At 62.5% G+C, this 13,969-nt stretch carries 11 protein-coding genes; 7 read left to right on the top strand and 4 right to left on the bottom strand.

The window, feature by feature from the left end; translation table 11 throughout:
* Positions 1-7: 7 nt before the first annotated feature.
* A complete protein-coding gene (gene glgB, locus Q7J44_RS09325; protein WP_304879148.1) occupies positions 8-2,188 on the bottom strand; it encodes a 1,4-alpha-glucan branching protein GlgB in 2,181 nt (726 codons plus the stop codon).
* 43 nt (positions 2,189-2,231) lie between these two features.
* Positions 2,232-4,625 (bottom strand): glycogen/starch/alpha-glucan phosphorylase, encoded by a 2,394-nt coding sequence (locus tag Q7J44_RS09330; RefSeq protein WP_304879149.1) that lies wholly within the window; start codon positions 4,623-4,625, stop codon positions 2,232-2,234.
* 410 nt (positions 4,626-5,035) lie between these two features.
* On the opposite strand from Q7J44_RS09330, the gene Q7J44_RS09335 reads away from it, so the two are divergent.
* The gene (locus tag Q7J44_RS09335; protein ID WP_304879151.1) at positions 5,036-5,470 is read left to right on the top strand and encodes an Rrf2 family transcriptional regulator; all 435 of its coding nucleotides are present in this window, start codon (positions 5,036-5,038) and stop codon (positions 5,468-5,470) included.
* 9 nt (positions 5,471-5,479) lie between these two features.
* Here the strand turns inward: Q7J44_RS09335 and Q7J44_RS09340 are convergent, their stop codons facing one another.
* A complete protein-coding gene (locus tag Q7J44_RS09340; protein ID WP_304879153.1) occupies positions 5,480-6,445 on the bottom strand; it encodes a DUF808 domain-containing protein in 966 nt (321 codons plus the stop codon).
* Positions 6,446-6,646: 201 nt separating this feature from the next.
* Between Q7J44_RS09340 and Q7J44_RS09345 the strand changes: the two genes are divergently transcribed.
* From Q7J44_RS09345 to Q7J44_RS09370, 6 genes are all read left to right on the top strand, one after another.
* Positions 6,647-8,059 (top strand): VPLPA-CTERM sorting domain-containing protein, encoded by a 1,413-nt coding sequence (locus Q7J44_RS09345; protein ID WP_304879154.1) that lies wholly within the window; start codon positions 6,647-6,649, stop codon positions 8,057-8,059.
* A 178-nt stretch (positions 8,060-8,237) separates the two neighbouring features.
* Positions 8,238-9,239, top strand: coding sequence for a type I glyceraldehyde-3-phosphate dehydrogenase (gap, locus tag Q7J44_RS09350; protein WP_304879157.1), 1,002 nt, complete (start codon positions 8,238-8,240; stop codon positions 9,237-9,239).
* 31 nt (positions 9,240-9,270) lie between these two features.
* Positions 9,271-9,414 carry a hypothetical protein gene (locus tag Q7J44_RS09355; protein ID WP_304879159.1) on the top strand — a complete coding sequence of 48 codons (144 nt, stop codon included), beginning with the start codon at positions 9,271-9,273 and terminating at the stop codon, positions 9,412-9,414.
* Positions 9,415-9,504: 90 nt separating this feature from the next.
* Positions 9,505-10,506 (top strand): type I glyceraldehyde-3-phosphate dehydrogenase, encoded by a 1,002-nt coding sequence (gene gap / locus Q7J44_RS09360; RefSeq protein WP_304879161.1) that lies wholly within the window; start codon positions 9,505-9,507, stop codon positions 10,504-10,506.
* Between the two features lie 94 nt (positions 10,507-10,600).
* Positions 10,601-13,162, top strand: a complete 2,562-nt coding sequence (locus Q7J44_RS09365) for a cation:proton antiporter (protein ID WP_304879163.1) — start codon at positions 10,601-10,603, stop codon at positions 13,160-13,162.
* A 118-nt stretch (positions 13,163-13,280) separates the two neighbouring features.
* A complete protein-coding gene (locus tag Q7J44_RS09370; RefSeq protein WP_304879165.1) occupies positions 13,281-13,451 on the top strand; it encodes a hypothetical protein in 171 nt (56 codons plus the stop codon).
* A 7-nt stretch (positions 13,452-13,458) separates the two neighbouring features.
* On the opposite strand, the gene coaD is transcribed toward Q7J44_RS09370, so the two are convergent.
* Positions 13,459-13,959: a pantetheine-phosphate adenylyltransferase gene (coaD, locus tag Q7J44_RS09375; RefSeq protein WP_304879167.1), complete on the bottom strand. Its 501-nt coding sequence runs from the start codon at positions 13,957-13,959 to the stop codon at positions 13,459-13,461.
* Positions 13,960-13,969 lie beyond the last annotated feature (10 nt).

Consider the following 13,969-nt stretch of genomic DNA (forward strand, 5'->3'; position numbering starts at 1 on the left):
TTGCGGTTTACGCAAGACCCCCCTGTTTCAGATAGACCGCCGACAGCGGCGGCAGTGTGACAACCGCCGACCATGGCCTGCCGTGGCACTGCACCTCCTCTGCAGTGACCCCGCCCAGATTGCCGCGATTGCCCCCACCATAGGCAACGGAATCCGTGTTCAGAAGTTCCGCCCAATCGCCGCCCGCAGGCAGGCCGACACGGTAGCGCCGGTCGACCGGCGTCATGTTGACCAGCGCCACCACCATCGCATCGCCTTCCGAACCCTTGCGGATCCAAGCGTAGACGCTGGCCTCGGCATCACTGGACTCGATCCACTCAAACCCCTCGGGCCGTGTGTCATTCACATGCAACGCAGGCGTGTCGCGGTAGACCCGGTTCAGGTCGCGCACCAAAGCCTGCATCCCGGAATGCTGTGGGTTTTCAAGCTGATGCCAATCAAGGCTCTGATTATGGTTCCACTCTGCGCCTTGGGCAAATTCGCAGCCCATGAAGAGCAGTTTCTTGCCCGGATGCGCCCACATGAACCCGTAATAGGCGCGCAGGTTGGCGAATTTTTCATCGCCGTCGCCGGGCATCTTGGTCAGCATAGACCCCTTGCCATGCACCACCTCATCATGGCTGATCGGCAGGATGTAATTTTCCGACCACGCATAATGCAGGCCAAAGGTCATCTTGTGGTGGTGATATTTCCGGTGAATCGGGTCTTTTTCCATGTAGGACAGGGTGTCATTCATCCAGCCCATGTTCCATTTGAACCCGAAGCCCAGCCCGCCATGGTTGACCGGACGGCTGACGCCGGGGAATGCGGTGCTTTCTTCGGCCACGGTCATCACGCCGGGGGATTCGCCATAGGACACGATGTTCATGCGTTTGAGCATGGCAATCGCTTCATAATTCTCGCGCCCGCCATCGCGGTTGGGCACCCATTCACCCGGCTCGCGGCTGTAATCGCGGTAGAGCATGGAGGCCACGGCATCGACGCGCAACCCGTCGATGTGAAATTCCTCCAGCCAATACAGCGCGTTAGAGACCAGATAGTTCTGCACCTCATTGCGCCCGTAATTGTAGATCAGGGTGTTCCAGTCATTGTGGAACCCTTCGCGCGGATCGGCATGTTCATAAAGCGGGGTGCCGTCAAACTGGCCCAAGCCATGCGCATCGGTCGGAAAATGCCCCGGCACCCAGTCGAGCAGCACGCCAAGGCCCTTTTTATGCGCCGCATCAACAAAGGCCCGGAACTCCGGCGGGGTGCCGTGGCGGATGGTGGGGGCGAACAGGCCGACCGGCTGATACCCCCATGACCCGTCAAACGGATATTCGCTGACCGGCATCAGCTCGATGTGGGTGAAGCCCATATCAACAGCATAATCAACGAGTTGCTCGGCCAACTCAATGTAGGACAGCATCCGGTCGCCCGGGGCGCGGCGCCATGACGCCAGATGCACTTCGTAGACCGAGATCGGGGCGTCGATGGTCTGGCGGGCGTGGCGGGTCTGCATCCACTGCGCATCATCAAAGCCGCCCGAAATTGTCCTGACAACAGAAGCATTTGCAGGCGGATGTTCAGACCCGAAGCCAACCGGATCGGCCTTGAGCGGCAACAGCTGCCCCCACGGGCCGCGCAACTCGTATTTATAGGTCGCCCCTTCGCCCAGATCGGGCACAAAGGTTTCCCAAACGCCGGTAGCACCCCGTCGGCGCATCGGGTGGCGGCGGCCGTCCCAGATGTTGAAATCGCCCACCACCGAAACCCGCTCGGCATTCGGGGCCCAGACCGCAAAATGCGTGCCCGAAACACCTTCATGGTCAATCACATGCGCGCCCAGCACCTGCCACAACCGTTTGTGGGTGCCCTCGCCAAGCAGGTATTCATCCAGCTCGCCCAGCACCGGGCCAAAGCGGAACGGATCTTCAAATTCCCATGTGGTGCCATGGCCGGTGGCGCGCAGCCGGTACGCCCCCTTGCGCGGCAGTGTGGCGATGAAAAGCCCCTGCCCCCAATGGGTTGCCTGCACATCCTGACCTGATTTCCCGGTCAGGACCCACAGCTCGTCTGCGCCCGGCACAAAGGCTGTCACCACCCATTTGCCACCGCGTTTGTGCTGGCCCAGGACTGAGAACGGGTCGCCGTGCCGCGCCTCGACGATGGCAAAAGCCACGCCGTCGTCGATCAGGTGTTCGGCCATGCTGGCTCCTCCCAAAGTCAGCGCGCCCGGACCGGCCCCGGCGCTAAAGCGCCGATGACAGGTTCCAGACGTCTTTCATATAGCTGCGGATGGTGCGGTCAGAAGAAAAGAACCCTGACCGCGCCGTGTTCAGGGCCGCCATTTTCACCCAGTTGTCGCGGTCGGCATAGGCGGTATCAACCCGCGCCTGCGCAGCATCAAAGGCGTCGAAGTCACTGGCAACAAGGAAATAATCGTGATGCCAGACCCGGTGGACCAAATCATGATAGCGCCCTTTGTCCTGCGGGCAGAACCGACCTTCGGCGATCATCTGCAGCACATCCTGCAAGGTCTGGCTTGCCTCAATCGCCTTGCGGGCGTGGTCGGGGTCTTGCCGGCGGGCCATCGCCTGTTCGGTGGTCATGCCGAACAGGAAGAAGTTCTCTTCCCCAACCTCTTGCAAAATCTCGACATTCGCGCCGTCCAGCGTGCCGATGGTGGGGGCGCCGTTGATCATGAACTTCATGTTGCCGGTGCCCGACGCCTCTTTCCCGGCGGTCGAGATCTGTTCGGACAGATCCGCCGCAGGGATCAGCCGTTCGGCCATCGAGACGTTGTAATTGGCCGGATAGACGATTTTCAAAAGGTCCCCACTGATGGGGTCGTTGTTAATAACCTCGGCCACATCATTGATAAGGCGGATGATTTCCTTGGCCACCGCATAACCGGGCGCGGCCTTGCCGCCAAAGATCTTGACCCGCGGCACCCAAGGTGCATTGGGGTTCTGCTTGATCGCTTCCCAATGACCGATGGTCTGCAGGATGTTCAGCAGCTGGCGCTTGTATTCGTGAATCCGCTTGATCTGCACATCGAACAGCGCATCGGGGCTGACGGTGATGCCTTCGTGGCTGGCCAGCCAGTTCGACAGCGCCACCTTGTTCGCCCGTTTGGCTGCATCAAAGTCGGCTCGGAAGGCTTTGGTCTTGATGGGTTTTTCCAGACCTTTCAACAGATCCAGATCGGCTTCCCAGCCAGACCCGATGGTATCGGTGATCAGACCCGACAGCGGCTTGTTGCACATTTTCAGCCAGCGGCGCGGGGTCACGCCATTGGTCTGGTTCACGATGCGGTCAGGGTGCAGGGCGTGCAGTTCGGGGAACAGGTTCTTCTTGATCAGGTCGGAATGCAGCGCCGAGACGCCGTTCACCTTATGCGCCATGATGAACGCCAGCTCACCCATCCGCACCTCGTGGTGCTTGACGATGCCGACGTAATGCGGGCGGCTGTGGTGTTCGGTTTTGTGCCAGTGGTCGATCTGTTCTACGATCTGCATATGGCGCGGCAGGACGTTGCCGAAGGTGAAGGTGGCCCACCGCTCCAGCGCTTCGGGCAGCAGGGTGTGGTTGGTATAGCCAAGGCAGGCCCGCGCCACCGGCAGCGCCTGATCAAACGGCATGTCATGTTCATCGACCAGCAGGCGGATCAGCTCCGGCCCGGCAATCGCCGGGTGGGTGTCGTTCATCTGGATCGCCACATGATCGGGCAGCTTGCGCAGGTCGGTTTCCGAGGCGAGAAAGCGGCGCAGGATGTCCTGCAGCGCGGCAGAAGTCAGGAAAAATTCCTGCTTCAGCCGCAGCTCTTTGCCCTGATAGGTGGTGTCATCGGGATAGAGCACGCGCGACAGCGTGCGGGCCAACGCTTCGGGTTCCGCCGCCGCCGCGTAATCGCCCCGGTTGAAACGGTCGAGGTCGAACATCGCGGTGGGCAGCGCGCCCCACAGCCGCAGCGTGTTGGCCCATTTGCCCTGCCAGCCGACAACCGGCGTATCATGCGCCGAGGCAACCACGGTTTCGCCCGGCACCCACAGATCGCGGCCGCCCTTGTGTTCCACGTGGCCCTTGAACGGGATCACATAGGCGGCTTCGGGCCGGGTAAATTCCCAAGGGTGGTCCTGCTTGAGCCAGTCTTCCGGCGCTTCGACCTGACGCCCGCCTTCAAAGCGCTGGCGGAACAGCCCGTGTTCGTAGCGGATGCCGTAGCCATAGGCCGGGCAGCCCAGTGTGGCCATCGATTCCATGAAACAGGCCGCCAGCCGCCCCAGCCCGCCGTTGCCAAGGGCGGCGTCCGGCTCATCCTCGATGATGGTGCGGAAATCCTGCCCGAACCCGGCCATCACCTCTTCGGCCTGATCGCGCAGGCCCAGGTTGACGGTGGCATCTTCCAGAATCCGCCCGATCAGGAATTCCATCGACAGATAATACACCCGCTTGTGCCCGGTGGCCCAGGTCTTGCGGGTCGAGGCGAACCACGGTTCGACAATCTGATCACGGATCGCGAAAGACAGCGCCATCCGCCAGTCGTAGGTGCTGGCGTGATCTGCGTCCTTGCCCAGCGTAAAGGCCAGATGCCGCAGGATATTGGCTTTCAACGAGGTCGGAGCGGAGCTGAGATCGTTCATCGGGTTCCACAGGTTTGGGTTGCGGCAGATCAGGTTCAGGCTAGACCCATGACAGCCGGGGTCAAGCGCCCGCAGTTTGCCATTGGCCGTCCCCCGGCGCTGTGTCGCAAAGACTGTCCTGAGAATTAGCGCAAAGAGCGGGTGAAAGCACGGGTTTAAAACGCTTTGCTTTCAAGTATTTAATTTTCTCAAAGCGCTTTGAAGGCGCAGGCCCGGGCCGGAGTCCATTGCCTGCGGGCAAACCGCTGCAACCGCAGCACCGCTCAAACGATGGGCAAAAGGTCTGTTTGCGCAGCACAGTCCATGCGCGACAGAACCCCTTGCGCCGTTAACGAATTGATCTGGATCATGGCCCGCAGTGCTGCGTCTGCGCATCCTCCGGCACACCCTCAGCCCCCACAGGCCCGCAGATGCGACTGACCACCCGCACCAATCTTGCCATGCGCACGCTGATGTTCTGCGCCGCCAATCCCGACCGCATCGTGCGCAAGCGCGAAATTGCGCTGGCCTGCAACGCCAGCGAGAACCATCTGGCGCAGGTGATCCATCTGCTGGCACAGACCGGCTATCTGCGCACGGTGCGGGGCCGGACCGGGGGGTTGATGCTGGGGTGCAGCGCGGACGACATCACCGTGGGGGCCGTGTTTCGCCGGTTCGAATCCGGCCTGCCCTTTGCCGAATGTTTCTCGCCCGGCGAATGTGCCTGCCCTCTGGTCGGGTCCTGCCGGTTGAAGACAACCCTCAGCACGGCGCTGGATGCGTTCTATGCCGGGCTGGACAGCGTGACGCTGACCGACCTGATGCGCGACAATGCGGATCTGAACCGCCTGCTGCAGGTCTGCTGACCGGCCCGGTTAGTGCGCGGGTTTGCCGGTGAGCGCCGCCCAAAGCGGCGCGATGACACGGGTGACGACCGGAATCAGCACCAGCCCCAGTGCCAGCCCGAAGATCCCGTCCATCACCGCCTTGGCGATCCATGTCACGGCCGCACCGGCCTGCGGCAGCATGGCCCCGGCGATGGCCGCAAGGTCGTGGATATGGTGGCCCAGCCAGCCGAACCCCAGCTCCTCCATCCCGTGAATCACAATCGAGCCACCGACCCACAGCATGGCCAGCGTGCCCACCAGTGACAGCACGGAGAGCAGGTTCGGCATCAGCCGCACCAATCCGCGCCCGATGCTGCGCAGGGTGCCGCTGCGCCCCGTGGTGGCCATGTGCAGCCCGACATCATCCATCTTCACGATCAGCGCCACCGCGCCATAGACCGCGATGGTGATCACGATGCCGACCACGGCCAGCGTGATCGCCTCAAGCCAGATCGTGCTGTCGGGTATGGCGGCAAGCGCAATGGTCATGATCTCGGCGGACAGGATGAAATCGGTCTTGATCGCCCCGGCAACATTCGCCTCTTCCAGCTGCGCCGGGGTGCCGGTGGCGAAATCCGCCTCAACCTCTGCATCGGCGTGCGGAAACAGCGCGTGGAACACCTTTTCCGCGCCTTCAAAGCACAGATAGGCCCCGCCCAGCATCAACAGCGGCGTGATTGCCTGCGGCAGAAACGCCTGCAACAAAAGCAAGCCCGGCAGCAGGATCACGATCTTGTTGCGCACAGACCCCAGCGCGATGCGCCAGATCATCGGCAATTCGCGGTCGGCGGAAAAGCCGGTGACATATTTCGGCGTCACCGCCGCATCGTCGATCACCACCCCGGCGGCCTTTGCCCCCGCCTTGGCCGCCGCCGCCGCGATATCATCGACTGACGCCGCCGCCACCTTGGCGATGGCGGCCACATCATCCAGCAAGGCCAGCAAACCGCTCATCATCGCACCCCGTACCAATGGTGCATGCTTATCCGATTCCATGGCCGCCGCAATCGCCCCGATGCAAAGGCAGCTGAAGTGCAGACGTTACAAAACCTTCAGCAAACCAGTGCGTTGCCGTCATGAAACCGAGGCAAGTGTCCTTGCGTGAAACATCCGGCCGCAATGGCGGCCATTTGCCCTGTTATCAAGGAGATCGCGATGATCCGACTGACCGCCCTGTCTACCACCGCCCTTGTGCTGCTGGCCCTGCCACAGGCCGGTTTTGCCGCGCCCTGCACCTTTGGCCTTGATCCGCTGGCCCCCACCATCACCTGCAGCGCGCCGGACAGCAATCCTGTCAGCGCGTCGCAAAGCAATCTTGCCATTGCGGTCACCCCGACCGGCAGCGTCACCAGCACCAACCGCAGCACATCGCCCTTTTCCGTTTCCGGCACCGATGTCAGCATCGTCAACCAAGGCACCATCGCCAACACCGACACCCGCAACAACACCAATGCCATTGAGGCGACCGGCACCGGGCTGACCATTGAGAATTCGGGCACGATTTCCAGCGGCGACCGCGCCATCCATGCGCTGATCGGATTTGGCGGCGGGCTGGTCGTGACCAACACGGCAGACGGCGTGATCGAGTCGCGTCGCCAGACCATCCGCACCGAAGACAATGCACCGGGGTCTGTGGTGACGAACTACGGCACCATTTCCTCGCTGGAAGGCCGGGCGCTGCAATTGCGCGGTCAGGGCACCACCGTGACCAATTACGGCACGATGACCGGCGGCGAAGAGGTGATCGAGGCGCGCGATGATTTCACGCTGACCAATTATGGCACCATCATCCTGCGCGATGGCATCTATGATGAAGATGGCGTGCAGTTCGCCTCGGGCACCGTGAACAACCATGGCACCATTCAGGGCAGCGATGACGGCATCGACATCGACGAAGGCTTCATCCACAACCACGCCACCGGCCGCATCATCTCGACCGGAACCACCGGCCATGGCATCGACATCGACCCGGTGTTCGACAATGGCCGGGATGCGATCCGCCCGTCGGGCACGGTGACCATCGTCAACGAAGGCTATATTGAGGGCCCCGCCGCCATCGGCTCAGACGAAGCGGCGGCCAACAGTGTTCATGTCACCAACAGCGGCACCCTTGTGGGGCGCGATGGATACGCCATCAAGTTCGCGCCGGTTCAGGGCGACAGCTTTGTGTCGCTGACCGGCAACAGCGTGGTGACCGGCGGCATCCTGTTCGGTGCGGGCAATGATGTGCTGGAGATCAGGTCGCTGACCTCTGGCCTGCTGTTTGACGGGCTGGCCGATGGTGGTGCGGGGCAGAACACGTTGCGTTTTTCCGATTATCTGCTGGGCGATCTGGCCACCTTCAAGGTGCTTGATGGCATCGTGTCCTTTGGCCTGAACACCGTTGCGGGTCAGGTCTTTGCGCAGGTCACCAACTTTGACAACTGGATCTTTGGCAATGGCCAGAGCTTCGCCACCGCCGAACTGGCAGGCACCTTTGCCCCGGTCCCGGTTCCGGTGCCGGCCAGTCTGCCGCTGTTGCTGGGCGCTTTGGCGGGTCTGACTGCCCTGCGCCGCCGCAAGCGCTAGGCTCGCACTGGCTGCCCCCGGATCGCCCCCGGGGGCAGACTGCCGCCCAAACCCGCAGCATCGTTAGCGCAAACACCGCAGGTTTGCGCTAACATCATGATAGTAATGTGTTTTTGATCTTTGCACGCCCTGCCCTGCCCTGTATCCCACCCAAGGATCGTTCAGTCAGGAGAGTGCCATGACCATCACCGTCGCCATCAATGGCTTTGGCCGCATCGGGCGTTGCACACTGGCGCATATCGCGGAATCGAACCGCAACGATGTGCAGGTGGTGGCGATCAACGCCACCGGGCCGATTGAAACCAATGCGCATCTGCTGAAATACGACTCGGTGCATGGCCGCTTTCCGGGTGTGATCAAGGTCAGCGGCAATACGCTGGATCTGGGCCGTGGCCCGATCCGGGTGCAAAGCACCTATGAGCCGTCGGAACTGGACTGGGACGGGGTGGATGTGGTGCTGGAATGCACCGGCAAGTTCAATGACCGCGACCGCGCCGCCGTGCACCTGACGCGCGGGGCAAAGCGGGTGCTGATCAGCGCGCCTGCGAAACGTGCCGATATGACCGTGGTCTACGGCGTCAACCACCGCGCGCTGACGCCCGATCATCACGTCGTGTCGAACGGGTCGTGCACCACCAATTGCCTTGCCCCGCTGGCCAAGGTTTTGAACGACGCCATCGGCATCGAATCCGGCATCATGACCACGATTCACAGCTATACCGGCGACCAGCCCACGCTGGACCGCCGCCACAAAGACCTGTACCGCGCCCGCGCCGCCAGCATGGCGATGATCCCCACCACCACCGGCGCTGCCAAGGCACTGGGCGAGGTGTTGCCGGAACTGGCGGGCAAGCTGGACGGCACCAGCCTGCGGGTGCCCACGCCCAATGTCAGCGCGGTCGATCTGACCTTCATCGCCGCGAAATCGGTGAGCGTGGACGAGGTGAACCAGATCGTACGCGACGCCTGTTCCGGCTATATGGGCATGGTGATGGCTTATGACCCGGAACCCAAAGTCTCTATCGACTTCAATCACACGCCGCATTCGTCTATCTTCGCCCCGGATCAGACCCGCGTGGTCGGGCGTTCGGTGCGCGTTCTGGCGTGGTATGACAATGAATGGGGCTTTTCCTGCCGCATGGCCGATGTGGCCGGGGTGATGGGACGGCTGTTGCATTAAGCGGGGTCTGCATCCCCGGATGGGGACACGTTTGACCGACCGCATAGCCCTGAGCCTTGGCCTGATCATCCTTGCCGCCCTTGTGGCCGATATTGCGCTGAATGAAGCAAGCGCGATCATGTTTCTTCTGATGAAATTTGCCGATATGGTCGAATGGCTGGCATTCTGGCGCTGACAGCGGCACTCTGCCGTTGATTTTTGCCCTCGACTGGTGATGTTAGCGCTAAACGTGACATCCGAGTCGCTATACAGAAGGAAGATTGCCATGACGGTCAAGGTTGCCATCAACGGGTTCGGGCGCATCGGGCGCAATGTGCTGCGCGCCATCATCGAATCCGGGCGCACGGATATTGAGGTCATCGCGATCAATGATCTGGGCCCGGTCGAAACCAACGCACACCTGCTGCGCTTTGATTCCGTCCACGGCCGCTTTCCCGGCACCGTCACCACGGGCGACGACTGGATCGACGCCGGCCGTGGCCGTATCCGCGTGACCGCGCTGCGCAACCCTGCCGACCTGCCGTGGTCGGATGTGGATGTGGTGATGGAATGCACCGGCATTTTCACCAGCAAGGAAAAGTGCCAGGCCCATCTGGAAAACGGCGCCAAACGCGTGCTGATCTCGGCCCCCGGTGACGGCGCGGACAAGACCATCGTCTACGGTGTGAACCACGACACGCTGACATCGGATGATCTGATCGTTTCCAACGCATCGTGCACCACCAACTGCCTGTCGCCGGTGGCTTATGTGCTGAACGAGGTGATCGGCATCGAAAAAGGCATGATGACCACGATCCACAGCTATACCGGCGACCAGCCGACGCTGGACACCATGCACAAGGATCTGTACCGGGGCCGCGCCGCGGCGCTGTCGATGATCCCGACCAGCACCGGGGCCGCCAAGGCCGTGGGTCTGGTCCTGCCGGACCTGAAGGGCCGGATGGATGGCTTTGCCATCCGCGTGCCGACCCCGAATGTGAGCGTGGTTGACCTGAAATTCATCGCCAAGCGCGATACCTCGGTGGAAGAGATCAACGCGGCGATCAAATCTGCGGCGGATGGAAAGCTGAAAGGCATTCTGGGCTATACTGAGTTCAAGAACGTGTCTTCCGACTTCAACCACGACCCGCATTCGTCGGTGTTCCATATGGATCAGACCAAGGTGATGGATGGCACCTTCTGTTCGATCCTGACCTGGTACGACAATGAATGGGGCTTTTCGAACCGGATGGCCGATACGGCTGTTGCGATGGGCAAACTGATTTAAGCATCAGCCCCCCTCGCGCGCATGTTTCGGGCCGGTCACGAATTGTGACCGGCCCTTCCTTTTTCTCGGGCGACCAAGAGGTTATCACTGCGGCATGGACCTGATTGTTTTTCTCGCCATTTTGTCCGGCCTGTTTCTGGCCATCGCTTTGTCCGAGCCGCTTGCGGCCCGGCTGCGCCTGCCTGTCACGGTGATTCTGGCCGCTGTCGGCAGTGCGATCGGGGCGGCGGCGGCGTGGTTTTTCCGCACTGACATTACCGATGCGCTGAACCCGCTGGCACTGGCGATTCTGTCGCTGCCGATCTCGTCCGATCTGTTCATCTATATTTTCCTGCCGGTGCTGATCTTTCAGGTCTCGCTGACGCTGAACCTGCGGCGGCTGCTGGATGACTGGGTGCCGGTGCTGGTGATGGCGGTGGTCGCGGTGGTGGTGGCGACCTTTGTGATCGGCATGGCGCTGAAGCCCTTTACCTCGCTGCCGCTGATCGCCTGTCTGCTGATCGGGGCGATTGTGTCGACCACCGATCCTTCGGCGGTGGTCAGCATCTTCCGCGCGACGCCCGCGCCGCAACGGCTGGCCCGGATTGTCGAAGGCGAAAGCCTGCTGAACGACGCCGCCGCCATTGCGCTGACCTCGGTGTTTCTGGTCGCCGTTGCCGCCCGCGATGCCGAGCCGAACATCGGGCTGGCGCTGCTGGAACTGCCCTGGCTGATCGCGGCCGGGGGCTTTTTCGGCTGGTTTACCGGGCGGCTGGCGGTGCAGGTGATGGGCTGGATGAACCCCTGGCCGCTGGCGCAGGTGTCGATCAGCTTTGTCACGCCGTTTGCGACCTTTCTGTTCACCGATCAGGTGATCGGTGCGTCCGGCGTGGTGGCGGTTGTGGTGGCGGGGATGACGGTGAACTTTTCCGCGCCGGGCCGGATCTCGCCGCCCGCTTTGGCACAGTTGCGCGACGCATGGGCGCTGATCGCCTATTGGGCGGGCGGGCTGATCTTTGTGCTGGCGGCTTTGCTGGTGCCGCGCGTGCTGGCTGATCTGCGCCCCACCGATATCGGGCTCATTCTGGTGACGGTCATCGCCGCCTTTGTGGCCCGCGCCATCGTGCTTTACGGCATCCTGCCGCTGCTTACTGCGGCACGCCTGTCACCGCAGGTGGATTCGCCCTACCGCATTGCCATTCTTTGGGGGGGCCTGCGCGGGGCGGTTACGCTGGCACTGGCACTTGCCGTCACCGAAAACCCCGGCATCTTTGTCGAAACCAAGCGTCAGGTCGGGATCATCGCCACCGGCTTTGTGCTGTTCACCCTGCTGGTGCAGGGCACCACGCTGCGCTGGGTGATCTCTAAACTGGGGCTGGACCGGCTGTCGCCGCTGGACCGGGCGCTGTCGGATCAGGTGGTCGCGGTGTCCTTGCAAGAGGTGCGCGAAACCGTCTCGGAAACCGCGCGCGAAATGGACCTGACCCCGGCGATTGTGCGCGATGAGGCGGTGCGCTTTGGCGAACGCCTGAACCTTGCGGTCGAACGCGCGGATGAGGCGCGCGACATTCTGGAAAAAGACCGGGTGACGCTGGGCCTGCTGGCGCTTGCCGGTCATGAGCGCGACTTGATCCTCGAGGCGTTTCAGGAAAACCTGATGTCGGCGCGTCTGGCCGACCGGATGCTGGCCGATGCCGACCGTCTGATCGAGGCCACGCTGACCGAAGGCCGCGCAGGTTACCGCGCGCAGGCCCGCCGGGCGCTGATCGCCACCCGCACCCTGCGGGCGGCGGAATGGCTGCACAACCGCTTCCGCATCAAGCTGCCGCTGGCCCGCCTGACCGAAGACAGGTTTGAGGCGCTGGTCGCCCACCGGCAGATGCTGCGCCAACTGACCGGCTTTATCGAAACCCGCATCCTGCGCATCCATAGCCGCCGGGTGGCGGGCCTGCTGCACGACCTGATCCGGCGCCGGATTGAAGACACCAACCGCGAGATGGAGGGGCTGCGCACCCAGTTCCCCGGTTATGCCGAAGAGCTGGAGCGCCGTCTGATCCGCCGTCTGGTGATGCAGCGCGAAGAGGCGGAATATGATCAGATGACCGCCGACGGGCTGATCGGGCCAGAGCTGCGGATGTCCTTGCGTGACCAGACCGCGGGCGAACGCGATGCGCTTGCCATCCGCCCCCGGCTGGATCTGCGCCTGCAACGCAGCGACATCGTGCGCAGCTTTCCGCTGTTTTCCGATCTGGATGCCGCGTCTTTGTCGCAACTGGCCAAGCATATGAAGACGGTCTACGCCAAACCCGGCGACATTCTGATGCGCAAGGATGACAAGCCCGACCGGGTCTGGTTCATCGCCTCCGGCGCGGTCGAGGCTGAACAGGCCGGCAGCCGGTTCCTGCTGGGCCGGGGTGAGATGTTTGGCCAGCTGTCGCTGCTGCTGCGCCGTTCGCGCCGCGCGCGGGTTACGGCGATCAGCCACACCACCCTGCTGTCGCTGGAAGAGGCGCGGTTTCTGGAGCTGTTGCGCCGCGCGCCGCAGCTGTGCACCGCCGTTCAGACCAGCGCCGAAAAGCGCGGCGTGGCGCTGGATGCCAGCCAGTTGCCGCTTGCCGGGACGCCTGCTCCGGCCAGACCGGGCTGGCTGCGCCGGGTCACCAGCCCGGCCAGATAGCCATGCATGCGGTGCATGGCGCGACGGCGGTTCTGCAGGTTGTTAGCGCTATCCTCCTCCCCCATTTTCAGGGGGGCGGCACGGATAGTCCGGCTGCCTTGAGAGGAAAGGAGAGACCATGGTGTCTGTCTACGCAATGATCCGCGACGCCGCTGTCACCTATGCGCGCTTTCGCAAGACCCGTGCCCAGATTGCCAATCTGCCGCTGGATGTGGCGCTTGATCTCGATCTGTATCCCGGCGACGCCGACCGCATCGCCCGCCGTGCCGTCTATGGTCAGGCGGCCTGAGCCAACATCAGATCCGCGTGCCGAACCTGTTGCGCAGGGCGGCATCCACGGGCGGGGTCACGAACTTTGACACGTCGCCCCCCAGCCGCGCGATTTCCTTCACCAGTTTGGACGCGATGGCCTGCCGCCGGGCGTCCGCCATCAGGAACACCGTCTCGATGCTGGAATCCAGCGCGCGGTTCATGCCGACCATCTGAAACTCATACTCAAAATCCGCAACCGCCCGCAGCCCGCGCACAATCACCGATGCCCCCACATCACGGGCACAGTCGATCAGCAGGTTCTCAAACGGATGCACGATGATTTCGCCCCCGGTGATCGCGGTGATGGCGGCACATTCGGCCTGCACCATCCTGACCCGGTCTTCCAGACTGAACATCGGCCCCTTGTCGCGGTTGATCGCCACCCCGATCACCAGACGGTCCACCAGCGCCATCGCGCGCTGGATGATATCGACATGACCCAAGGTGATCGGATCAAAGGTGCCGGGATAAAGGCCGATGCGCATAGGAGGGTTT

Origin of the sequence: Pseudotabrizicola sp. (assembly GCF_030656345.1) — a bacterium.
Classification (GTDB): Bacteria; Pseudomonadota; Alphaproteobacteria; order Rhodobacterales; family Rhodobacteraceae; genus Pseudotabrizicola.

What these genes read in the sequence shown, in the direction of transcription:
- glgB (WP_304879148.1), bottom strand. Translation starts at nt 2,188, where the DNA reads ATGGCCGAACACCTGATCGACGACGGCGTGGCTTTTGCCATCGTCGAG.
- Q7J44_RS09330 (WP_304879149.1), bottom strand. Translation starts at nt 4,625, where the DNA reads ATGAACGATCTCAGCTCCGCTCCGACCTCGTTGAAAGCCAATATCCTG.
- Q7J44_RS09335 (WP_304879151.1), top strand. Translation starts at nt 5,036, where the DNA reads ATGCGACTGACCACCCGCACCAATCTTGCCATGCGCACGCTGATGTTC.
- Q7J44_RS09340 (WP_304879153.1), bottom strand. Translation starts at nt 6,445, where the DNA reads ATGAGCGGTTTGCTGGCCTTGCTGGATGATGTGGCCGCCATCGCCAAG.
- Q7J44_RS09345 (WP_304879154.1), top strand. Translation starts at nt 6,647, where the DNA reads ATGATCCGACTGACCGCCCTGTCTACCACCGCCCTTGTGCTGCTGGCC.
- gap (WP_304879157.1), top strand. Translation starts at nt 8,238, where the DNA reads ATGACCATCACCGTCGCCATCAATGGCTTTGGCCGCATCGGGCGTTGC.
- gap (WP_304879161.1), top strand. Translation starts at nt 9,505, where the DNA reads ATGACGGTCAAGGTTGCCATCAACGGGTTCGGGCGCATCGGGCGCAAT.
- Q7J44_RS09365 (WP_304879163.1), top strand. Translation starts at nt 10,601, where the DNA reads ATGGACCTGATTGTTTTTCTCGCCATTTTGTCCGGCCTGTTTCTGGCC.
- Q7J44_RS09370 (WP_304879165.1), top strand. Translation starts at nt 13,281, where the DNA reads ATGGTGTCTGTCTACGCAATGATCCGCGACGCCGCTGTCACCTATGCG.
- coaD (WP_304879167.1), bottom strand. Translation starts at nt 13,959, where the DNA reads ATGCGCATCGGCCTTTATCCCGGCACCTTTGATCCGATCACCTTGGGT.